This is a genomic window from Pseudarthrobacter sp. GQ63 (assembly GCF_059758765.1).
In genome coordinates this window covers 324,943-342,024 of the sequence record NZ_JCAXEF010000001.1, presented here as the reverse complement: position 1 = coordinate 342,024, position 17,082 = coordinate 324,943, and the positions used below count along the sequence as shown (strand labels likewise).

The 17,082-nt window shown below is 61.9% G+C and carries 26 protein-coding genes; 3 read left to right on the top strand and 23 right to left on the bottom strand.

Annotation, left to right across the window (positions count from 1 at the left end):
- Positions 1 to 13 precede the first annotated feature (13 nt).
- The 3 genes from AC6CHP_RS01715 (at position 14) to AC6CHP_RS01705 (ending at position 3,304) form a co-directional block, all read left to right on the top strand.
- Positions 14 to 970, top strand: coding sequence for a carbohydrate ABC transporter permease (locus AC6CHP_RS01715; RefSeq protein WP_181037972.1), 957 nt, complete (start codon positions 14 to 16; stop codon positions 968 to 970).
- Positions 971 to 1,011: 41 nt separating this feature from the next.
- Positions 1,012 to 1,887, top strand: a complete 876-nt coding sequence (locus AC6CHP_RS01710) for a carbohydrate ABC transporter permease (protein ID WP_498228294.1) — start codon at positions 1,012 to 1,014, stop codon at positions 1,885 to 1,887.
- 73 nt (positions 1,888 to 1,960) lie between these two features.
- Positions 1,961 to 3,304, top strand: coding sequence for an ABC transporter substrate-binding protein (locus tag AC6CHP_RS01705; protein ID WP_498227956.1), 1,344 nt, complete (start codon positions 1,961 to 1,963; stop codon positions 3,302 to 3,304).
- A gap of 115 nt (positions 3,305 to 3,419) precedes the next feature.
- Here the strand turns inward: AC6CHP_RS01705 and map are convergent, their stop codons facing one another.
- From map to rpsJ, 23 genes are all read right to left on the bottom strand, one after another.
- Positions 3,420 to 4,247 (bottom strand): type I methionyl aminopeptidase, encoded by an 828-nt coding sequence (map, locus tag AC6CHP_RS01700; protein WP_427117834.1) that lies wholly within the window; start codon positions 4,245 to 4,247, stop codon positions 3,420 to 3,422.
- Between the two features lie 72 nt (positions 4,248 to 4,319).
- Positions 4,320 to 4,889 carry an adenylate kinase gene (locus AC6CHP_RS01695; protein ID WP_174176874.1) on the bottom strand — a complete coding sequence of 190 codons (570 nt, stop codon included), beginning with the start codon at positions 4,887 to 4,889 and terminating at the stop codon, positions 4,320 to 4,322.
- 5 nt (positions 4,890 to 4,894) lie between these two features.
- Complete coding sequence (gene secY, locus AC6CHP_RS01690) at positions 4,895 to 6,205, bottom strand: preprotein translocase subunit SecY (RefSeq protein ID WP_104184330.1); 1,311 nt, start codon at positions 6,203 to 6,205, stop codon at positions 4,895 to 4,897.
- 212 nt (positions 6,206 to 6,417) lie between these two features.
- The gene (gene rplO, locus AC6CHP_RS01685; RefSeq protein WP_066277850.1) at positions 6,418 to 6,903 is read right to left on the bottom strand and encodes a 50S ribosomal protein L15; all 486 of its coding nucleotides are present in this window, start codon (positions 6,901 to 6,903) and stop codon (positions 6,418 to 6,420) included.
- Positions 6,904 to 7,110 (bottom strand): 50S ribosomal protein L30, encoded by a 207-nt coding sequence (rpmD, locus tag AC6CHP_RS01680; protein WP_066277852.1) that lies wholly within the window; start codon positions 7,108 to 7,110, stop codon positions 6,904 to 6,906. It lies immediately after the preceding gene.
- 2 nt (positions 7,111 to 7,112) lie between these two features.
- Positions 7,113 to 7,835 (bottom strand): 30S ribosomal protein S5, encoded by a 723-nt coding sequence (gene rpsE / locus AC6CHP_RS01675; RefSeq protein WP_066277854.1) that lies wholly within the window; start codon positions 7,833 to 7,835, stop codon positions 7,113 to 7,115.
- Positions 7,832 to 8,215: a 50S ribosomal protein L18 gene (gene rplR / locus AC6CHP_RS01670; RefSeq protein WP_079596676.1), complete on the bottom strand. Its 384-nt coding sequence runs from the start codon at positions 8,213 to 8,215 to the stop codon at positions 7,832 to 7,834. Before rplR ends, rpsE begins: the two co-directional genes overlap by 4 nt.
- 2 nt (positions 8,216 to 8,217) lie before the next feature.
- On the bottom strand, positions 8,218 to 8,754 hold the full coding sequence (gene rplF / locus AC6CHP_RS01665; RefSeq protein ID WP_104184331.1) for a 50S ribosomal protein L6: 537 nt from the start codon (positions 8,752 to 8,754) through the stop codon (positions 8,218 to 8,220).
- A gap of 18 nt (positions 8,755 to 8,772) precedes the next feature.
- The gene (gene rpsH, locus AC6CHP_RS01660; protein ID WP_041652213.1) at positions 8,773 to 9,171 is read right to left on the bottom strand and encodes a 30S ribosomal protein S8; all 399 of its coding nucleotides are present in this window, start codon (positions 9,169 to 9,171) and stop codon (positions 8,773 to 8,775) included.
- A gap of 94 nt (positions 9,172 to 9,265) precedes the next feature.
- Positions 9,266 to 9,847 carry a 50S ribosomal protein L5 gene (rplE, locus tag AC6CHP_RS01655; protein WP_102975105.1) on the bottom strand — a complete coding sequence of 194 codons (582 nt, stop codon included), beginning with the start codon at positions 9,845 to 9,847 and terminating at the stop codon, positions 9,266 to 9,268.
- Complete coding sequence (rplX, locus tag AC6CHP_RS01650) at positions 9,847 to 10,209, bottom strand: 50S ribosomal protein L24 (protein ID WP_102975106.1); 363 nt, start codon at positions 10,207 to 10,209, stop codon at positions 9,847 to 9,849. The genes rplE and rplX overlap by 1 nt, the downstream gene beginning before the upstream one ends.
- A 3-nt stretch (positions 10,210 to 10,212) precedes the next feature.
- Complete coding sequence (gene rplN, locus AC6CHP_RS01645) at positions 10,213 to 10,581, bottom strand: 50S ribosomal protein L14 (RefSeq protein ID WP_009358299.1); 369 nt, start codon at positions 10,579 to 10,581, stop codon at positions 10,213 to 10,215.
- A gap of 731 nt (positions 10,582 to 11,312) precedes the next feature.
- Positions 11,313 to 11,618: a 30S ribosomal protein S17 gene (rpsQ, locus tag AC6CHP_RS01640; protein WP_013601827.1), complete on the bottom strand. Its 306-nt coding sequence runs from the start codon at positions 11,616 to 11,618 to the stop codon at positions 11,313 to 11,315.
- A complete protein-coding gene (gene rpmC / locus AC6CHP_RS01635; RefSeq protein WP_498227950.1) occupies positions 11,615 to 11,959 on the bottom strand; it encodes a 50S ribosomal protein L29 in 345 nt (114 codons plus the stop codon). Before rpmC ends, rpsQ begins: the two co-directional genes overlap by 4 nt.
- 2 nt (positions 11,960 to 11,961) lie before the next feature.
- On the bottom strand, positions 11,962 to 12,378 hold the full coding sequence (rplP, locus tag AC6CHP_RS01630) for a 50S ribosomal protein L16 (RefSeq protein ID WP_013601829.1): 417 nt from the start codon (positions 12,376 to 12,378) through the stop codon (positions 11,962 to 11,964).
- A complete protein-coding gene (gene rpsC, locus AC6CHP_RS01625; RefSeq protein ID WP_104184333.1) occupies positions 12,379 to 13,215 on the bottom strand; it encodes a 30S ribosomal protein S3 in 837 nt (278 codons plus the stop codon).
- Positions 13,216 to 13,581 (bottom strand): 50S ribosomal protein L22, encoded by a 366-nt coding sequence (gene rplV, locus AC6CHP_RS01620; RefSeq protein ID WP_009358304.1) that lies wholly within the window; start codon positions 13,579 to 13,581, stop codon positions 13,216 to 13,218. It abuts the gene before it with no gap.
- 38 nt (positions 13,582 to 13,619) lie between these two features.
- A complete protein-coding gene (rpsS, locus tag AC6CHP_RS01615; protein ID WP_003803803.1) occupies positions 13,620 to 13,901 on the bottom strand; it encodes a 30S ribosomal protein S19 in 282 nt (93 codons plus the stop codon).
- A gap of 12 nt (positions 13,902 to 13,913) precedes the next feature.
- Positions 13,914 to 14,753 (bottom strand): 50S ribosomal protein L2, encoded by an 840-nt coding sequence (gene rplB / locus AC6CHP_RS01610; protein ID WP_066277871.1) that lies wholly within the window; start codon positions 14,751 to 14,753, stop codon positions 13,914 to 13,916.
- A 29-nt stretch (positions 14,754 to 14,782) separates the two neighbouring features.
- A complete protein-coding gene (gene rplW / locus AC6CHP_RS01605; protein ID WP_102975110.1) occupies positions 14,783 to 15,088 on the bottom strand; it encodes a 50S ribosomal protein L23 in 306 nt (101 codons plus the stop codon).
- Positions 15,085 to 15,708, bottom strand: coding sequence for a 50S ribosomal protein L4 (gene rplD / locus AC6CHP_RS01600; protein ID WP_066277873.1), 624 nt, complete (start codon positions 15,706 to 15,708; stop codon positions 15,085 to 15,087). Before rplD ends, rplW begins: the two co-directional genes overlap by 4 nt.
- 4 nt (positions 15,709 to 15,712) lie before the next feature.
- Positions 15,713 to 16,363, bottom strand: a complete 651-nt coding sequence (gene rplC, locus AC6CHP_RS01595) for a 50S ribosomal protein L3 (protein ID WP_013601833.1) — start codon at positions 16,361 to 16,363, stop codon at positions 15,713 to 15,715.
- A gap of 17 nt (positions 16,364 to 16,380) precedes the next feature.
- A complete protein-coding gene (gene rpsJ, locus AC6CHP_RS01590; RefSeq protein WP_003803825.1) occupies positions 16,381 to 16,689 on the bottom strand; it encodes a 30S ribosomal protein S10 in 309 nt (102 codons plus the stop codon).
- Positions 16,690 to 17,082: the final 393 nt, after the last annotated feature.

Below are 17,082 nucleotides of genomic sequence, written 5' to 3'. Positions count from 1 at the left end.
CGTGAGAGACCGCATGACCCGTCAACTCGCACCCCATCCGTCCACCAAGCCCACGAAGCCCGGACCTGCCGCCGCCCCAAAACGCCGGCGGTGGACGCAGAGAACCCGGCGGGACTTCTTCGTGTTCCTTGCCCTCGCTTTGCCTAACCTGGTACTGATCGCCGTCTTCACCTACCGGCCGCTGGTCAGCAACATCTACTACTCAACGCTGGACTGGACCCTGGGGTCACCGTCAGCCACCGTGGTGGGCATCAACAACTACGTCACCTTCTTCACCAGCGACGACGCCTCCAAGGTACTGGGCACCACCGCGATCTTCACGGTGGTCACGGTGGGCGGATCCATGATCCTGGGACTGCTCATCGCCCTGGCGCTGAACGCGAAAGTCCGGGGTACCACGTTCGCCCGCTCGGCGGTATTCGCCCCCTACGTCCTGTCCGGCGTCGGCGTGGGCCTGGTATGGCTCTTCATCTTCGATCCCGGCTACGGCGTCCTGGCCTGGCTGCTCCGGGGCATCGGCCAGCAGAGTCCACAGTGGATCAACGACCCGCAGCTTTCCCTGGTCATGGTCATCCTCGTGTACGTCTGGAAAAATCTGGGGTACTGCGCGGTGGTGTACCTGGCAGGGCTCCAGTCCCTGCCGCAGGACGTGATGGAGGCGGCCTCCCTGGACGGCGCCAACGGGTTCCGGCGGTTCATCACCATGTCGCTGCCGCTCCTGTCCCCCACCACGTTCTTCCTGCTGATCACCAGCTTGCTGAGTTCGCTTCAGGCCTTTGACCTGATCAGGATCATGACGCCGCTGGGAACCGGCACCAGCACCCTGATCTACGAGGCCTACCTCCAGGCCTTCGGCGCCTTCAACCGGGCCGGCTATTCCGCGGCCATCTCGGTGATCCTGTTCGCAATCCTCCTGGTGATCACCGTGTTCCAACTGCGGTTCGTGGAACGGAAGGTGCACTACTCGTGAGCTCCCTGTCCCCGGTCAACCCGGACCCCACAGCCCAGCCCATGCAGGCCGCGGATCCAGTGATCCCCCGGGACCGGCCCTTCTCCCGCCGGAACCTGGTGCAGGCCATCCTGGGCGGGTACGTCCCACTGATCCTGGCAACACTGGTGGTTTTCCTGCCGCTGCTGTGGATGGTGCTCAGCTCGTTCAAGCAGCCCGGTGAAATCATCACCATGGATCTGGAGATCCTGCCGGAAGGCCTCAACCTTCAGAACTACCAGATCGCCATGACCACCGTGCCCTTTGGCCAGTTCTTCCTTAACAGCGCCATCGTCACCGCCGCGGGCGCCAGCGTCAAGGTGGTCCTTGCCATCCTCACGGCCTATGCCCTGGTGTTCGTCCGGTTCCCGTTCAAGAACGCCATCTTCATGCTCATCCTGGTTGCACTGATGGTGCCGCCGCAGGTGTCCATCCTGCCCAACTACATCCTGATTTCGGGGATGGGCGGGAAGAACACCCTGTGGGGCATCATCCTGCCGGGCCTCGGAACCGCCTTCGGCACCTTCCTCCTGCGGCAGCACTTCCTCACCCTGCCCAACTCCATCCTCGAGTCCGCGGAAATCGACGGGGCAGGCCATTGGCGCCGGCTGTGGCGCATCGTGGTTCCCATCTCCGTTCCCTCCATCGCCACGGTGGCGCTGGTGACCATTGTCAGCGAATGGAACGAGTACATCTGGCCGCTGATCATCACGGACCGTCCCGACACCATGACCCTGCCGGTGGGCCTGACGCTGCTCCAGAACTCCGAGAGCAACGCCTCCGGATGGGGCATCCTCATGGCCGGCGCCGTCCTGGTGATTGTTCCCATCCTCATCGTCTTCGCAGCCCTCCAGCGTTACATCGTCGCCGGGCTCACCCAAGGCAGCGTCACCGGGTAAGCCCGTGCCGCCGTCGTTCATCACAGAAGAAGCACCCAACTCCTCCATGTGGCACCCAACGAAAGGACCTGCAATGACACAGCACCTCGATCGGAGGCACTTCCTGGGACTCGCCGGGGTCACGGCGTCGGCCGCTGCCCTGGCAGCCTGCGGCGGCCCGTCCACGAGCGGCACCCCCGTGGCCAGCGAAGCCGCCGAACTCGACTTCAGCGGGGTGAAGCCGGCCGCGCAAATCGATTTCTGGTCCAACCACCCCGGCAAGTCGCAGGACGTCGAAAAGGCCATTATTGAGAAGTTCCACGCCCAGTTCCCGGACATCCGGGTCAACCTGGTCACGGCCGGAGCGAACTACGAGGAAATCGCGCAGAAGTTCCAGACCTCGCAGGCGGCAAAATCCGGCCTCCCGGGCGTGGTGGTCCTCTCCGATGTGTGGTGGTTCCGCTACTTCACCAACGGCAGCATCATCCCGGTGGACGCCCTCGTCAAGCAGCTGGACATCAAGCTGGACGATTTCCGGAAGTCACTCGTGGACGACTACAAGTACAACGACAAGCAATGGGCCCTCCCCTACGGGCGCTCCACTCCCCTGTTTTACTACAACAAGGACCACTTCCAGGCCGCCGGGCTGCCGGACCGGGCACCCAAAACCTGGCAGGAGTTCGGCGAGTGGGCGCCCAAGCTGAAGGCCAGCTCAGGCGCACAGTACGCCTACATCTACCCGGCACTGGCGGGCTACGCGGGCTGGACCCTGCAAAACAACCTGTGGGGCTGGGGCGGCTCCTGGTCCAAAGAGTGGGAGATCACCTGCGATTCACCTGAATCCATCGAAGCGTTGCAGTGGGCCCAGGACTCCATCTACAAGAACGGCTGGGCAGGAGTCTCCTCCAAGGAAGCCGCAGATGACTTCTCCGCAGGGCTGACCTCATCCACGATCTCCTCCACCGGGTCCCTCCTCGGCGTGCTGAAGTCCGCGCCGTTCAACGTGGGCGTGGGATTCCTTCCCGGCGGACCGAAGGCCGAGACCAACGTCTGCCCCACCGGCGGCGCCGGCCTGGGCATCCCCAGCGGCATCACCAAGGAGGAGCAGCTGGCCGCCGGCACGTTCCTGAAGTTCATGACCGAGCCGGAAAACAGTGCAGCCTTCTCGGCCGCCACCGGCTACATGCCCACCCGCGAGTCGGCGGACATGGAGGCGGTCCTGGCCCAGACCCCGCAGATCCAGACCGCCGTGGACCAGCTGGCCGTGACGCGGGTCCAGGACAATGCCCGTGTGTTCCTCCCGGGCGCTGACCAGGAACTGGCCAAGGCGGCCGCGGCGATCCTCACCCAGCAGGCGGACGTGAAGTCCACCATGACCAGCCTGAAGATGACGCTGGAGGGCATCTACGAGAAGGACGTCAAGCCGAAGCTCGGCTGAGTTTCTCCCTAAGGAAGAAGCGCCAGCTGCCGTTGCGGGATCACAACGGCAGCTGGCGCTTCTGCTTGGGCTTTCGGGCCGCGGACTGGAGGTCCGTGGGCCCGCGGGCCCGGCGCTACGGGATAGGTACGGGCGTCACGCCCAGCGGCACCAGGTGCTCCGCGCCGCCGTCGGGCGCTGACAACACCCAGATGCCCTTCTCGTGGACCGCAACGGAGTGCTCCCACTGGCACGACCGCTTCCCGTCGGTGGTGACGACTGTCCAGTCGTCTTCCAGGACCGCTGTTTCGATGCCGCCGCGCACCAGCATGGGCTCGATCGCCAGGCACAGTCCCGGCTTGATCTTGGGGCCGCGATGGGTGGTGCGGTAGTTCAGCACGTCAGGGGCCATGTGCATTTCGGAACCGATGCCGTGGCCCACGTAGTCCTCGAGGATCCCCAGCGGCTTACCGGGAACGGACGAGACGTAATCGTCGATCGCGGCCCCGACGTCGCCCACGTGCTTTCCGGTGGCCAGCGCGGCAATGCCATGCCACATCGCTGCGCGGGTCACGTCCGAGAGGCGCTGGTCCTCCGGATCGGCCGTGCCTACGATGACGGTCCTCGCCGAGTCGGAGTGCCAGCCGTCCACGATCGCGCCGCCGTCGATCGAGATGATGTCCCCGTCGTTGAGGACGCGGCTGCCCGGGATGCCGTGGACCACTTCCTCGTTGACCGAGGTGCAGATGGTGGCCGGAAAGCCGTGGTAGCCAAGGAAGTTGGACTTTGCGCCCGCTTCGTTCAGGACAGCGGCGAAGACGTCGTCGAGGTGCTTGGTGGTGGTTCCAGGCACTGCGGCGGCGACGGCTGCGTCCAGTGCACGGCTCAGGACCAGTCCTGCCTCGTGCATGGTGCGCATCTGGGCGTTGGTCTTGTATTCGATGCGGGGCTGGCCAAAGGCCATGGGATTCCTTCTTTCAAATGGCTGAGGCTCCTCCCGGTTGCCGGGAGGAGCCTCGGAATACGTTCGCCTGGATCAGGCTGCCTGTGCCGCCTTGATGGCCTGCATGACGCGGTCGGTGACTTCGTCGATGCCGCCGATACCGTCAACCTGGGTCAGGATGCCGCGCTCTGCGTACTTCGCCACCACGGCTTCGGTCTGCTCGTGGTAGAGGTCAAGGCGGTGGCGGATGACGGCTTCATTGTCGTCGCTCCGGCCCGTTTCCTTGGCGCGGCCGAGCAGCCGGTGGACCAGTTCCTCATCGTCGGCAGTCAGCTGCAGGACGACGTCGAGCTTTTCCTCACCCTTGGCAAGGATTTCGTCCAGGTAGTCCACCTGGGCGGTGGTGCGGGGGTAGCCGTCCAGCAGGAAGCCGGTCTCGACGTCGGACTCGCTGAGCCGGTCCCGCACCATCTTGTTGGTGACGCTGTCCGGAACAAAGTCGCCGTTGTCCATGTACTTCTTGGCTTCAATGCCAAGCGGCGTCTCGCCCTTCACGTTGGCGCGGAAGATGTCGCCGGTGGAGATCGCCACAACGCCGAGGCGCTCTGAAATCCGCTCCGCCTGCGTTCCTTTTCCGGAACCGGGAGGTCCAATAATCAGCATTCTCGTCATCGCAAAAGCCCTTCGTAGTGACGTTGTTGTAGCTGCGCATCAATCTGCTTGACGGTCTCCAGGCCAACGCCCACCATGATCAGGATCGAGGTGCCACCGAACGGGAAGTTCTGGTTGGCGTTGATCAGCACCAGTGCAACCAGCGGGATCAGCGCCACGAAGCCCAGGTACAGGGCTCCGGGGAGGGTGATCCTGGAGAGCACGTACTGCAGATAGTCAGCGGTCGGCTTACCCGCGCGGATACCCGGGATGAAGCCGCCGTACTTCTTCATGTTGTCCGAGACCTCTTCAGGGTTGAAGGTGATCGCGACATAGAAGTAGGTAAAGAACACGATCATGGCAAAGTACAGCACCATATAGATCGGCTGGTCGCCGCGGACCAGGTTGTTGTTGATCCATTCGACCCACGGCTGGAGCTGCTCGCCCTGCCTGGGCTGGTTGAACTGCGCAATCAGGCCGGGCAGGTAGAGCATTGAGGAAGCGAAGATCACCGGGATAACGCCGGCCATGTTCACCTTGATGGGGATGTAGGTGCTCGTGCCGCCCACAGTGCGGCGGCCAATCATCCGCTTGGCGTACTGCACCGGGACCCTGCGCTGCGACTGCTCAACGAAGACAACCAGGGCCACTGTGAGCAGGCCGACGGCGAGGACAATGAAGAAGGTTCCGGGACCCTGTGCGCTCCAGATGGCACCAAGGGAGGTGGGGAACGTAGCGGCGATGGACGTGAAGATGAGCAGGGACATACCGTTGCCCACGCCCTTCTCGGTCACGAGCTCGCCCATCCACATGATCAGGCCGGTGCCGGCCGTCAGGGTGATGATGAGCAGGATGGTGGTGATAACGCTGCTGTCAGGAATGATCGGCAGGTTACAGCCCGGAAGCAACTGCCCGGAGCGCGCAAGGGATACCAGCGTGGTGGCATTGAGCAGGCCCAGCGCGATGGTGAGGTACCGGGTGTACTGGGTCAGTTTGGACTGGCCCGAAGCGCCTTCTTCGTAGAGCTGCTGGAACCGGGGAATGACCACCCGGAGCAGCTGGACGATGATGCTGGCCGTGATGTACGGCATGATGCCCAGCGCGAAGATGGACACCTGGAGCAACGCGCCGCCGCTGAACAGGTTAACGAGCTGGTACAGCCCCTCTGCCGTCTGACCGTTCTGCAAGCATTGCTGGACATTCTGGTAGTTCACACCAGGCGAGGGAATGAAAGCACCCAAGCGGAAAATGGTGATGATTCCCAGCGTGAACAACAACTTGCGTCGCAGATCAGGCGTGCGAAAGGCCCGGCCAAATGCGCTAAGCAAGCGTCCTCCTGTGGTGTGAAGAGTGGTGTGATGGGGATCTATGAATCCCGACAACCGAGTCTAACGGGTGTATGCGCCCTGCGAACAATCCGCAGTGGCGCCGCTGCGCCGGATGGCGGCGAAAAAACGGCGGGCGGATGGAAAAAACTCCCGGCCCCGGGGCGGTAGCCCCAGGACCGGGAGTTCAACAACGGGCTTGGCGCCCACCGGCTCTAGAGAGCGGTGGTGCTTCCGCCTGCTGCGGCAATCTTTTCAGCGGCGCTGGCCGAGAATGCGTGGGCGGTGACGTCAACCTTGACGGTGATGTCGCCGGTGCCCAGCACCTTGACGGGCTGGTTCTTGCGAACGGCACCCTTTTCGACCAGGTTCTCCACGGTTACTGCGCCACCTTCGGGGAACAGCTCGTTGAGCTTGTCCAGGTTTACAACCTGGAACTCAACCCGGAACGGGTTCTTGAAGCCGCGCAGCTTCGGCAGGCGCATGTGCAGCGGCAGCTGGCCGCCGGCAAAGCCAGCCTTGATCTGGTAACGGGCTGCAGTACCCTTCGTGCCACGGCCAGCGGTCTTACCCTTGGAACCTTCACCACGACCAACACGGGTCTTGGCGGTCTTGGCACCCGGGGCGGGACGCAGGTGGTGAACCTTCAGGGCGTTCTGCTTCTCAGCAGCCTGTGCCTTATCAGCAGTGTTCTCTGCCATTTACTTCGCCTCCTCTACCTTTACCAGGTGCGGAACCGTGTTGAGCATCCCAACGGTCACGGCATCGGCGGTGCGGACAACAGTCTGTCCAATACGCTTCAGGCCGAGGGACCGCAGGGTGTCGCGCTGGTTCTGCTTGCCGCCAATGGCGGACTTGATCTGAGTGATCTCCAACTGAGCGTCGGAGGGAACCAGGTTCTTAGCCATAACTAGGCACCTGCCTTCGTGTTCAGAAGGGCCTTCACCAGTGCCGGCGGAGCAATCTCGTCGAGGGGCAGGCCGCGGCGTGCTGCCACTGCTGCCGGCTCTTCGAGGCGCTTCAGGGCATCAACGGTCGCGTGAACGATGTTGATGGCGTTGGAGGAACCGAGCGACTTGGAGAGGATGTCGTGGATGCCCACGCACTCCAGTACTGCACGGACCGGGCCACCGGCGATAACACCGGTACCGGCGGAAGCCGGACGCAGCATTACGACGCCGGCAGCAGCCTCACCCTGAACGCGGTGCGGGATGGTGCTGCCAACGCGGGGAACGCGGAAGAAGGACTTCTTAGCTTCTTCAACGCCCTTCGCGATTGCGGCAGGAACTTCCTTAGCCTTGCCGTAGCCAACGCCGACCATGCCGTTACCGTCACCGACGACGACCAGGGCGGTGAAGCTGAAGCGACGACCACCCTTGACCACCTTGGAAACGCGGTTGATGGTGACGACGCGCTCTACGAACTGGCTCTTCTCGGCTTCACGGCCGCCGTCGCGGCCGCCACGGCCACCACGGTCGCCGCGGCCCTGGCCACGGTCGCCACGCTCGCCGCGACGAGCGCCGCCACGGCGGTCGTCGGCAGCTGCGGGGGCAGTGGTCTCAGCGGCAGCTGTGGCTTCAGTAGCCTTCTGATCTGCAGACACAGTGTCCTTTTCCTTGTTTGCTTCCGTCACAGTGACAGCCCACCTTCACGTGCACCGTCAGCGACGGCGGCGATCCGGCCGTGGTACTTGTTACCACCGCGGTCGAAGACAACAGCTTCGATACCGGCAGCCTTGGCACGCTCGGCAACCAGTTCGCCAACGCGCTTGGCCTTGGCGGTCTTGTCGCCGTCGAATGCACGAAGGTCGGCTTCCAGAGTGGAGGCGCTCGCTACGGTCAGGCCCTTGGTGTCATCGACAACCTGGACGAATACGTGGCGTGCTGAACGGTTGACGACCAGACGCGGACGTACAGCCGTACCGGAGATGCGCTTACGGATACGAAGCTGGCGGCGGCTGCGCGAAGCAGACTTGCTCTTGTTCGTACGCTTCTTGTTAATTGAGATGGCCATGGTTACTTACCAGCCTTTCCGACCTTGCGGCGGATGACTTCGCCGGCGTAACGGATGCCCTTGCCCTTATAGGGGTCCGGCTTCCGCAGCTTGCGAATGTTGGCAGCAACCTCGCCGACCTGCTGCTTGTTGATACCTGAAACAGAGAGCTTGGTCGGGGTCTCAACTGCAAAGGTGATGCCGTCCGGGGCGGTGACGCTGACCGGGTGGCTGTAACCAAGAGCGAACTCCAGGTCGGATCCCTTGGCCTGAACGCGGTAACCGGTACCAACGATTTCAAGCTTCTTCTCGTAGCCCTTGGTAACGCCCTCGATCATGTTGGAGATCAGGGTGCGGGTCAGGCCGTGGAGTGAACGGGAGGCGCGCTCGTCGTTCGGGCGGGCGACAGTCAGGGTGTCTGCATCCAGGGTTACCTCGATCGGGCTGGCCACAGTGTGGTTCAGCTCGCCCTTGGTGCCCTTGACGCTGACGACAGAGCCGTCAACCTTGACCTCAACGCCGGCAGGAACGGTGATGGGGAGACGTCCAATACGTGACATTATTCTCTTCCTTTCCCGTTACCAGACGTACGCGAGGACTTCGCCGCCCACGCCCTTCTTGCCGGCCTGCTTGTCAGTCAGGAGGCCGGAAGAGGTGGACAGGATTGCGACACCCAGGCCACCGAGCACGTGCGGCAGGTTGGTGGACTTTGCGTAAACACGCAGGCCCGGCTTGGAGATACGGCGAACACCAGCGATTGAACGCTCGCGGTTCGGTCCGAACTTGAGCTCGATGGTCAGCTTCTTGCCAACCTCAGCGTCCTCTTCCTTCCAGCCGGCAATGAAGCCTTCAGCCTTGAGGATGTCGGCAACGCGTGCCTTGAGCTTGCTGTACGGCATGGTCACGGTGTCGTGGTATGCCGAGTTTGCATTGCGCAGACGCGTAAGCATGTCTGCGACAGGATCTGTCATTGTCATGGTGGGCTCGTGCCCTTCCTCGTAACGGTTTCCGCGGTGCTGCTTTCCTGACCGGAGTCAGAAGCCATTCCGCCGGACCTTTTACGTAGTTAGATTAGTCTTCGGCCTTGAACGGGAAACCAAGCGCCTTGAGCAGCGCACGGCCTTCGTCATCGGTCTTGGCAGTGGTAACAACCGTGATGTCCATACCGCGGACGCGGTCGATCTTGTCCTGGTCGATTTCGTGGAACATAACCTGCTCGGTCAGACCGAAGGTGTAGTTGCCGTTGCCATCGAACTGCTTGCCGGAGAGTCCGCGGAAGTCGCGGATACGGGGCAGTGCCAGGGTGACAAGACGATCCAGGAATTCCCACATGCGGTCGCCACGCAGGGTAGCGTGTGCACCGATGGGCATGCCTTCGCGCAGCTTGAACTGTGCGATCGACTTGCGGGCCTTGGTTACCTGCGGCTTCTGGCCGGTGATCTGGGTGAGGTCGCGGACAGCGCCGTCGATCAGCTTGGAGTCCTTGGCGGCATCTCCAACACCCATGTTCACAACGACCTTCACGAGGCGGGGAACCTGGTTGACGTTCTGGTACTTGAATTCCTCAATGAGCGTGCTCTTGATGGATTCTGCGTACTTGGTCTTCAGACGAGGAACGATCTTCGTTGCCGGAGTCTCGAGAGTCTCAGTCATTAGATGTCCTTCCCTGAGCTCTTGGCCACGCGGATGCGGACTTCGCGCTGCTTGCCGTTACGCTCAACGGTTTCAGTGCGGAAGCCGACGCGGGTGGGCTTCTTGGTGGACGGGTCAACCAGAGCCACGTTGGAGATGTGGATCGGGGCTTCAACAACCTCGATGCCACCGGTCTTGGTGCCGCGCTGCGACTGACCGACCTTGGTGTGCTTGGTTACGCGGTTGACGCCTTCAACCAACACGCGGTTGGTGTCGGTGAACACGCGCAGGACCTTGCCCTGCTTGCCGCGGTCGCCGCCGCGCTCAGCCTTGGCACCAGTGATGACCTGAACAAGGTCACCCTTCTTGATCTTAGAAGCCATGGACTAGAGCACCTCCGGAGCCAGAGAAACGATCTTCATGAACTTCTTGTCACGGAGTTCACGACCAACCGGTCCGAAGATACGGGTACCGCGGGGGTCACCGTCGCCCTTCAGGATCACAGCTGCGTTCTCGTCAAACTTGATGTAGGAACCATCCGCACGGCGGCGTTCCTTCTTGGTACGGACGATGACTGCCTTGACAACATCGCCCTTCTTTACGTTGCCGCCCGGGATTGCATCCTTGACGGTGGCGACAATGACGTCACCGATGCCTGCGTAGCGACGGCCAGATCCACCGAGAACGCGAATGGTAAGGATTTCCTTAGCACCCGTGTTGTCGGCGACCTTGAGTCGCGACTCCTGCTGAATCACTATTTACTCCTTGCGTCGCGCCGGTTCTCAGACCGAAAATCTTCCTACGGAATGAGCCTTGCGGAACGGTTGATCGGGGTGTCTCTTGACCTGCCTGGATTTTGCCAGACCAGGCCTAAACTCCCGTGCCAGAAGCAGTTGCTCCCATCCGGTCCAGGACTGCTCCTGGGCGCAAGGGGGCACTATGCCGTGGCACGCTTGTTTACGAGGTTGATGACGGCGCACGAAAGGCGCCATACAAACTCAATATCCTAGCACAGTTCGGTCCAGTCCCCATATCACCGGCAGCGCTCCCCCGCAACACCGCCAGGCCTCTCCCACTCCCTGCACCTTTTGGGCAAACCATCTCTCACTCCCTGCACCTGTTGGTCAAACCATCTCTCACTCCCTGCACCTGTTGGTCAAACCTTCTCTCACTCCCGATGGCCGCTCGTAGGAGAGTGAAAGGGCGTTCGGGAAAAGCCGACGTTAGGTGAGAGAGCGTCCGGGAAAAGCCGACGTTAGGTGAGAGAGCGTCTGGGGGCGGACGACGGCGTCACGCACGGCAGCCTGTCGGCGCACCAAGGGTGCCTCTCCCCCGCAAAGAAGCGGCGCCGCCGTCGTGCCTTCTGCAAAAGCCTTTCCGGCGTGACGGACCCAGGACGGCACCCCCACGGCGGACTCCCCCGGTTAACGCGGAAACCCCCGCTCCCAAAAGGAGCAGGGGTTTCCGGTTACCGAAGCAGCAGGTGCTACTTGGCCTTCTCGAGGATTTCCACGAGCCGCCAGTTCTTGGTGGCGGACAGCGGACGGGTCTCGGCGATGACAACCAGGTCGCCGATGCCGGCGGTGTTGTTCTCATCGTGTGCCTTGACCTTGGAGGTACGGCGGATGACCTTGCCGTACAGGGCGTGCTTCACACGGTCCTCAACCTGAACAACGATGGTCTTTTCCATCTTGTCAGAGACCACGTAGCCGCGACGCGTCTTGCGGTAACCGCGCTGCTCAGCCGTGGCTGCGGTAGCAGTTTCCGTCACGTTCTCGTCCTTTTCACTCACTTGGCATCCTCCTCGGTCTCAACCGTTTCAGCCTTGGGGGCCTCAGCCTTAGGGGCCTTCTTGGTTGCTGCCTTCTTGGACTTCTTTTCTTCCTTGGCTTCCACAACCGGTGCGGCAACCTCGACACGAATGCCCAGCTCGCGCTCACGGAGAACGGTGTAGATGCGGGCGATGTCCTTCTTTACCGCGCGCAGACGACCGTGGTTCTCCAGCTGTCCGGTGGCGGACTGGAAACGCAGGTTGAACAGCTCTTCCTTGGCCTTGCGGAGTTCTTCAACGAGACGCTCGTTGTCGAAACCGTCCAGCTGTGCGGGAGCCAGATCCTTGGATCCTACTGCCATTTCTATTCACCACCTTCGCGACGCAGAATGCGTGCCTTCAACGGGAGCTTGTGGATTGCCAGGCGCAGTGCCTCGCGGGCTACCGATTCCTCGACACCGGAGATCTCGAAGAGAACCCGGCCCGGCTTGACGTTTGCGACCCACCATTCCGGTGAACCCTTACCGGAACCCATGCGGGTTTCGGCAGGCTTCTTGGTCAGGGGACGGTCCGGGTAGATGTTGATCCAGACCTTACCGCCACGCTTGATGTGGCGTGTCATCGCGATACGGGCAGACTCGATCTGACGGTTGGTGACGTATGCCGGGCTCAGGGCCTGGATGCCGTACTCACCGAAGGAGACCTTGGTGCCGCCCGTAGCAGCGCCGGAACGACCCGGGTGGTGCTGCTTACGGTGCTTGACTCGACGTGGGATAAGCATTTAAGCCTGTCCTCCTTCTACAGCTGCAGCAGGTGCAGCCTCAGCTGCCGGTGCTTCGGCAGCAGGAGCTGCGTCAGCGGCCGGGCGGTCGTTGCGACGGCGGCGGTCACCACGGTCAGCGCCACCCGGGCGGCCCGGACGGTCGCTGGGACCGCGGCCACGGGACGGGGCGGAAGCGGCCTGCTGGGCCAGTTCCTTGGCGGTGACGTCACCCTTGTAGATCCAGACCTTCACGCCGATGCGGCCGAAGGTGGTCTTGGCTTCGTAGAAGCCGTAGTCGATGTTCGCACGGAGGGTGTGCAGGGGCACACGGCCTTCGCGGTAGAACTCCGAGCGGGACATTTCAGCGCCACCCAGTCGACCCGAGCAGGCGATACGGATGCCCTTGGCACCTGCACGCTGCGCGGACTGCATGGCCTTCTTCATGGCGCGGCGGAATGCCACACGTGAAGTCAGCTGCTCAGCAACGCCCTGGGCAACAAGCTGTGCTTCCATCTCGGGGTTCTTGACCTCGAGGATGTTCAGCTGGACCTGCTTGCCGGTGAGCTTTTCGAGCTCGCCGCGGATGCGGTCTGCTTCTGCTCCGCGGCGGCCGATGACGATTCCGGGACGGGCCGTGTGGATGTCCACGCGGACGCGGTCACGGGTGCGCTCGATCTCAACCTTGGCGATACCGGCGCGCTCCATGCCCGTGGACATGAGCTGGCGGATGCGGATGTCTTCGCGAACGAAGTCCTTGTACCGCTGGCCTGCCTTGGTGCTGTCAGCGAACCAGTGCGATACGTGATCGGTGGTGATGCCGAGTCGGAACCCGTGCGGGTTTACTTTCTGTCCCACTTAGCGAGCCTCCTCTTTCTCCGGGGTAGCGACTACCACGGTGATGTGGCTGGTGCGCTTCTTGATCTGAAATGCGCGACCCTGGGCACGCGGCTGGAACCGCTTCATGGTCGGGCCTTCATCAACAAACGCTTCGCTGATGATGAGGTCACCTTCGTCAAACGCAACGCCGTCGCGGTCCGCGAGGACCCGGGCGTTGGAGATTGCCGACTGTACTACCTTGAATACCGGCTCTGAAGCTGCCTGGGGGGCAAACTTCAGAATTGCCAGAGCCTCATTCGCTTGCAATCCACGAACAAGGTTGACGACGCGCCGGGCCTTCATAGGCGTTACGCGGATGTGGCGCGCAATTGCCTTGGCTTCCATTGCTTTCCTTCTCTCGTCTTTGACGTAAGTGCAGGCGCCTAGCGGCGCTTGCCCTTACGGTCGTCCTTGACATGGCCGCGGAATGTCCGCGTGGGAGCGAATTCGCCGAGCTTGTGCCCGACCATCGACTCAGTGACAAACACCGGGATGTGCTTGCGTCCGTCGTGTACGGCGATCGTGTGTCCGAGCATGTCGGGGATGATCATCGAACGGCGGGACCAGGTCTTGATGACGTTCTTGGTGCCCTTTTCGTTTTCCCTGGCTACCTTCACAAAGAGGTGCTGGTCGACGAAAGGACCTTTTTTCAGGCTGCGTGGCATGTGTCCAGGCTCCTATCGCTTGTTCTTGCCAGTACGACGGCGACGAACAATAAGCTTGTCGCTCTCTTTGTTGGGGCGGCGGGTGCGGCCTTCCCGCTGACCGTTGGGGTTGACGGGGTTACGTCCACCGGACGTCTTACCCTCACCACCACCGTGCGGGTGGTCAACCGGGTTCATGGCGACACCACGGACGGTCGGGCGGACGCCCTTCCAGCGCATGCGGCCGGCCTTGCCCCAGTTGATGTTCGACTGCTCGGCGTTGCCGACCTCGCCGACGGTTGCGCGGCAGCGCACGTCAACGTTGCGGATTTCGCCGGAAGGCAGACGCAGCTGGGCGAAACGGCCTTCCTTTGCAACGAGCTGGATCGATGCGCCGGCGGAGCGGCCCATCTTGGCGCCGCCACCCGGACGCAGTTCAACTGCGTGGATAACGGTACCCACGGGGATGTTGCGCAGGGGCAGGTTGTTGCCAGGCTTGATGTCAGCGTTGGCGCCGGCCTCTACGAAGTCACCCTGGGACAGCTTGTTCGGGGCGATGATGTAACGCTTGGTGCCATCAACGTAGTGCAGGAGGGCGATGCGAGCCGTACGGTTCGGATCGTACTCAATTTCAGCAACGCGGGCGTCAACGCCGTCCTTGTCGTGGCGACGGAAGTCGATCAGACGGTACTGGCGCTTGTGTCCGCCACCCTTGTGACGGGTGGTGATCTTACCGGTGTTGTTACGGCCGCCCTTTTTGGGCAGCGGACGTACCAACGACTTTTCCGGCGTCGACCGCGTGATTTCGGTGAAGTCCGCTACGCTCGAGCCACGACGGCCCGGGGTAGTCGGCTTGTATTTACGGATTCCCATAATTTATTTCCTCGTTAAAGTGGTCTCCGCTACGAGAGCGGACCGCCGAAGATGTCGATGGTGCCTTCTTTGAGGGTGACAATCGCACGCTTGGTGTTCTTGCGGGTACCCCATCCGAATTTGGTGCGCTTGCGCTTACCGGCACGGTTGATGGTGTTGATCGAGTCGACCTTGACGGAGAAGATTTTCTCCACGGCCAGCTTGATCTCGGTCTTGTTCGAACGGGGGTCCACCAGGAAGGTGTACTTGCCCTCGTCGATCAGGCCGTAGCTCTTTTCCGACACGACGGGTGCAAGCACAACGTCGCGGGGATCCTTGATGGTGGCTGCACTCACTTGGCATCCTCCTCGTTCTTTGCCACTGCCTTGCCGGCAACGAATGCGTCGTAGGCAGCCTTGGTGAAGACAACGTCATCGGAGACGAGAACGTCGTAGGTGTTCAGCTGGTCTGCGTACAGAACGTGAACACCGGCGAGGTTGCGCACGGACAGTGCGGCAACATCGTTGGCGCGCTCGATGACGACCAGCAGGTTCTTGCGGTCGGAAACACCGCGCAGCGCTGCCAGTGCGGCCTTGGCGGAGGGCTTGGTGCCTTCAACCAGTTCGGCGACAACGTGGATGCGTCCGTTGCGTGCCCGGTCAGACAGTGCGCCGCGCAATGCAGCAGCAATCATCTTCTTGGGGGTGCGCTGGCTGTAGTCACGCGGGGTGGGACCGTGGACAACGCCACCACCGGTCATGTGAGGAGCACGGATGGAACCCTGACGGGCGCGGCCGGTGCCCTTCTGCTTGAACGGCTTGCGTCCTGCACCGGAAACTTCAGCGCGGGTCTTGGTCTTGTGGGTACCCTGGCGAGCAGCAGCGAGCTGGGCAACGACAACCTGGTGCAGCAGCGGCACGTTGGTCTGAACGTCGAAGATCTCTGCAGGCAGGTCAACCTGGACAGTGTTAGCCATTGAACTAGGCTCCCTTCACGGCGGTGCGTACGAGGACGACCTGGCCGCGGGCGCCGGGGACGGCACCCTTGATAAGGAGCAGCGACTTCTCGACGTCAACCGCGTGGACCGTGAGGTTCAGCGTGGTGTGACGAACGGCGCCCATGCGGCCGGCCATTTTCATGCCCTTGAAGACGCGGCTCGGGGTGGATGCGCCACCGATTGAACCGGGCTTACGGTGGTTCTTGTGGGCACCGTGGGAAGCTCCAACGCCGTGGAAGCCGTGACGCTTCATAACACCGGCGAAGCCCTTACCCTTGGTGGTGCCGATGACGTCGATCTTCTGGCCGGCTTCGAAGACCTCTACGGAGAGCTCCTGGCCCAGCTCGTACTCAGCAGCATCTGCGGTACGGAGTTCGACGACGTGGCGGCGAGGCGTGACGCCTGCCTTTTCAAAGTGACCAGCCAGCGGCTTGGTGACCTTGCGGGGATCGATCTGGCCGTAGCCGATCTGAACGGCGACGTAGCCATCAGCTTCTGCGTTGCGCAGCTGGGTGATGACGTTCGAATCTGCCTGGACCACAGTGACGGGGATGAGCTTGTTGTTCTCGTCCCAGACCTGGGTCATGCCGAGCTTCGTGCCCAGCAGGCCCTTTACGTTACGGGTTGCGGTCATAGTTTCTCAGCACCTCCCTACAGCTTGATTTCGATGTTCACGTCAGCCGGCAGGTCGAGACGCATAAGCGAGTCAACAGCCTTCGGCGTGGGATCGATGATGTCGATAAGACGCTTGTGCGTGCGCATTTCAAAGTGCTCGCGGCTGTCCTTGTACTTGTGCGGAGAGCGGATCACGCAGTACACGTTCTTCTCCGTAGGCAGCGGCACGGGGCCCACTACCGTTGCGCCTGCGCGCGTGACCGTCTCAACGATCTTCCGTGCTGAAACGTCAATGACCTCGTGGTCGTATGACTTCAGCCGGATGCGGATTTTTTGTCCCGCCATGTCGCCTGACTCTCTTTCAGTCTGTGCTTCCCCTGGTTAGGGCTGCCCTGTTCATTTCTCGTTGTATGGCTGCCGAAGCATTTGAAGTCGTAACTACCACCCGCCGCACAAACTGAATCCGGATGAATCCGGGTTCCTCACCTTGCCGGCGCAACCGACCCCCGCGGTCGGGCGTGTCGCGCTTTTCACGCATACAAATCCGCTATCCATGGGGAGTGGGTTATGTTTGGTCTTCCACTTGGACCCTGACACCCGGCATTATCCGGATCGGGACACGAAGAAGCGCTTGAACAACTCATCTAGTATGCCGGAATTTATGGCCAGAAGCGAATCGGTCCCTTCTGAAACGTCCTGCCCATTGTCCTGCCAGCACCATTGCCCACGGTCATTTCC

Bases quoted from the DNA above. Each gene is read 5' to 3' on its own strand.
- AC6CHP_RS01695 (WP_174176874.1), bottom strand. From the start codon at position 4,889: ATGCTGATTATTGGACCTCCCGGTTCCGGAAAAGGAACGCAGGCGGAG.
- rplD (WP_066277873.1), bottom strand. From the start codon at position 15,708: ATGGCTAACACTGTCCAGGTTGACCTGCCTGCAGAGATCTTCGACGTT.
- rpsH (WP_041652213.1), bottom strand. From the start codon at position 9,171: ATGACAATGACAGATCCTGTCGCAGACATGCTTACGCGTCTGCGCAAT.
- rplV (WP_009358304.1), bottom strand. From the start codon at position 13,581: ATGGAAGCCAAGGCAATTGCGCGCCACATCCGCGTAACGCCTATGAAG.
- AC6CHP_RS01715 (WP_181037972.1), top strand. From the start codon at position 14: ATGACCCGTCAACTCGCACCCCATCCGTCCACCAAGCCCACGAAGCCC.
- rplP (WP_013601829.1), bottom strand. From the start codon at position 12,378: ATGCTTATCCCACGTCGAGTCAAGCACCGTAAGCAGCACCACCCGGGT.
- AC6CHP_RS01710 (WP_498228294.1), top strand. From the start codon at position 1,012: ATGCAGGCCGCGGATCCAGTGATCCCCCGGGACCGGCCCTTCTCCCGC.
- AC6CHP_RS01705 (WP_498227956.1), top strand. From the start codon at position 1,961: ATGACACAGCACCTCGATCGGAGGCACTTCCTGGGACTCGCCGGGGTC.
- rplE (WP_102975105.1), bottom strand. From the start codon at position 9,847: ATGACTGAGACTCTCGAGACTCCGGCAACGAAGATCGTTCCTCGTCTG.
- rpsJ (WP_003803825.1), bottom strand. From the start codon at position 16,689: ATGGCGGGACAAAAAATCCGCATCCGGCTGAAGTCATACGACCACGAG.
- rpsS (WP_003803803.1), bottom strand. From the start codon at position 13,901: ATGCCACGCAGCCTGAAAAAAGGTCCTTTCGTCGACCAGCACCTCTTT.
- rplO (WP_066277850.1), bottom strand. From the start codon at position 6,903: ATGGCAGAGAACACTGCTGATAAGGCACAGGCTGCTGAGAAGCAGAAC.
- rpmC (WP_498227950.1), bottom strand. From the start codon at position 11,959: ATGGCAGTAGGATCCAAGGATCTGGCTCCCGCACAGCTGGACGGTTTC.
- rplC (WP_013601833.1), bottom strand. From the start codon at position 16,363: ATGACCGCAACCCGTAACGTAAAGGGCCTGCTGGGCACGAAGCTCGGC.
- rplX (WP_102975106.1), bottom strand. From the start codon at position 10,209: ATGGCTTCTAAGATCAAGAAGGGTGACCTTGTTCAGGTCATCACTGGT.
- rplF (WP_104184331.1), bottom strand. From the start codon at position 8,754: ATGTCACGTATTGGACGTCTCCCCATCACCGTTCCTGCCGGCGTTGAG.
- rplR (WP_079596676.1), bottom strand. From the start codon at position 8,215: ATGGCCATCTCAATTAACAAGAAGCGTACGAACAAGAGCAAGTCTGCT.
- rpmD (WP_066277852.1), bottom strand. From the start codon at position 7,110: ATGGCTAAGAACCTGGTTCCCTCCGACGCTCAGTTGGAGATCACTCAG.
- map (WP_427117834.1), bottom strand. From the start codon at position 4,247: ATGGCCTTTGGCCAGCCCCGCATCGAATACAAGACCAACGCCCAGATG.
- rplB (WP_066277871.1), bottom strand. From the start codon at position 14,753: ATGGGAATCCGTAAATACAAGCCGACTACCCCGGGCCGTCGTGGCTCG.